The organism is Pararcticibacter amylolyticus (genome assembly GCF_003130405.1).
Classification (GTDB): domain Bacteria; phylum Bacteroidota; class Bacteroidia; order Sphingobacteriales; family Sphingobacteriaceae; genus Arcticibacter; species Arcticibacter amylolyticus.
On record NZ_QEAS01000032.1, the window covers coordinates 16714 to 19602 of the forward strand.

General features: G+C 44.3%; 1 protein-coding gene. It reads right to left on the reverse strand.

Annotated elements, in window-relative coordinates; genetic code table 11:
• Position 1 precedes the first annotated feature (1 nt).
• Complete coding sequence (locus DDR33_RS23685; protein WP_109418293.1) at positions 2-2803, reverse strand: glycoside hydrolase family 2 protein; 2802 nt, start codon at positions 2801-2803, stop codon at positions 2-4.
• Positions 2804-2889 lie beyond the last annotated feature (86 nt).

Genomic DNA, 2889 nt, shown 5'->3' on the forward strand with positions numbered 1-2889 from the left:
CTTATGGTTTTCCGGAGAAATCGAAATACAGCACTATGTTGAGTGCCCTTGCAGGCTCTTTTTCATAATCGTAAAACAGGTTCTTCATCGACATCGGGCCAGTTCTGTCTGAACGCTGAGTTTTAGTGCCGATCCCGGGGATTCCCTGCATAAAGGAGATATCTCCAGAAGGGAAATGGGGTTCATAGTTATGCCACTGATCTGTTTTGAAGGCAGCACTGAACAGACGTAAAAACAGGTCTTCATTCTCCGTTACCACGGTAAAAGGCTGCTCCGTTGTGTTAAACTTGCACCAGTACATATTTGAGTGATAACCCTTAAACTCCGGATATACCCAACTTTCGCCGGTCTCTGTATTATTATAATCCTTTTTCCAAACACCAAATTTATTACCTTTCGTCCGGTTTCTCCAAACCCTGTAGGGACCCATTCCCATATATTCAACGCCCTTCATTTTGCTTTCAGGGAAAGAAAAGTTGACCCCGGCGAAGTTGGTCAGGTACTCTCCCGGAAAATACCGGACATGCAGTTTCACCCACCCAGATGGATATATAGTCCATTGTAATGTATTATATGCCGTTTTGCGGTCGAACGTTGACTCAATAACGACGTTATCTCCGTCTTTCTTACCAGTAAGACCGTTAAAATTATTCACGCCCTCCTGAACGACAGGACCATTGTTAAAAGGAATTACACCCCGTTCATTCTTCACACTTCTTAATACTCCCGATTTTTTGCTGAAGCTCAGACTAATGCCGTTTGCCTGAACATGATAAAGAGAATCGGTTTCAGTCAGACTAACAGCACTGTTTCCCTGCTTCGTCACAAGAGCAGAAGCCTCTTTAACCGGCAAGGTAACCGGAAAGCTCCAGGTAAATAGTTCCCGTTTATGCGGATCTGTTGCAGTGATATATAAAGCATCAAAATCTCTCCAGTCTGAAGGCAACCCTATCTTCAATCTTCCTTTTTCAAAAGGTTTAATATCCGGAGAAGCCAGTACTCCTGTCTTCGACTCTGCCGACTTAAACTTAGTCAGCTTCCAGCTGAAGCTACACTGGTTCAGATTCGTATAATAATACCTGTTTTCTATATTAAATACTCCATCAAAGTCCTCCGTCATTTCCCTCCGTTCAAAAAATACCGGGCTCCATACTTCTTTAATGGTATAAAAACTGCCTTCTTTTTCATGATAAGGGCCCACAATACCATCCGGGCCATGGTTGCCATCTGTATCAAGAATTCCGTTTTTATCCGTTCTTACGACCGCCTGATCCGCAAAGTCCCATAGGAAACCGCCGGCAGATAAAGGATGCCTCAGCATTTCGTTCCAGTAATCATCCAATCCGGCACCATGCCCGCCATCGTACATACCGTGCAGGAATTCGGTCGGCATCACGATACTGTGTCCATGCATATAATTAGATATTCCATAATTAAACTCGCGGTAATGCTGTGTATCAAATCCGTTGAAATCTTCCCATGGATGCACCATCGGACGCTTTTGAATATCCAGTTCAGTAAAAAGATGATCCAGCTCGCGGTTATGCCCTCCCTCGTTTCCATTCGACCAGAATACGATAGAAGGATGATTAACATCGTGGCTCATCATTTCCTTCACCAGCTTCGTTCCTGTTGGGGTGTCATAGTTGCCATGCCATCCTGCGAGCTCGTCCATTACGAACAATCCCAGGGAGTCGCACACATCAAGAAAATGCCCGTCGGGGGGATAATGCGACATGCGAACCGCATTCATGTTCATATCTTTCATCAGGTTTACATCAGCAATACTGATTGCCTTGCTTGTTGTCCTTCCTGACTGGGGATGAAAAGAATGACGGTTCACACCCTTAAATTTGATCTTAACGCCATTTACATAGACGCCGTCGCGTTGCTTCACATCAACAGTCCTGAAACCCGTTTTCTGAGTTACAGTATGAACAGCTTTTCCCTGCTTATATAGGGTGAAAACAACTTTGTAAAGGTTAGGAAATTCAGGAGACCATAGCTCAGGGGAAGAAAAACTCCCGGACAATAATACGTCAGAAGTCCCTTTTGCAAGAGCACTATTGATCTCATTTCCAAATTTGTTCCCGTTTTCAGAATACAATTGTGCGGTTACTTTATCAGCACTACCTCCAGTCCAGACCTGAGCCTTAAACTGTCCGTCAGCCTTTGCATCCACTGCAACCCTCTCTATATGCGATTCTGGCAAAGCCTCCAGGTATACCGGACGGAATATTCCGCCGAAGATCCAGTAATCCGCTTTCCGCTCTGCTTCATTCACTGATTTATTTGCCGAATGTTTTGCCACGGTTACTTCCAGGAGGTTAGAAGCACCGTACTTCAAAAGCTTAGAGATGTCATACCGGAAAGCATAAAAAGCTCCCTGATGAATTTCTCCTGCCGAAACCCCGTTAATCTTTACTTCGGTATCGGTCATCGAGCCTTCAAATACGATATTTACTTTTTTCCCGTTCCAGGCGGCGGGAACTTTAAACTTATACTTATAAAGCCCCTTTTCTTTACCTTTTACAGAATCTTTTGCAAAGCCATAATCATATTTACCAAATCCCTGCAATTCCCAGTTAGAAGGCACCGCTATTTTACTCCACTTCCCGGAATTCCTTCCTGCCGTACAAAAGAAATCCCATTTCACAGTATGGTCTTTATCCGTACCTGAAAGATATTGCTTTTGGGTCTCCTGAGCTTTCACCTGCCCCGTTCCCAGAAGCAGGAACCCAAGAACTATAAAAAATCCATGTATTACTGTTTTACCAATTACACCCGCTACTTCTTTCACCATAAAAACCTCCGCAACACCGGACTTGTGGCCTCCCGTACCAGTTTGCTGATTTCCGACAGCCAACTGCTGACCACCTGCTGCTAAAA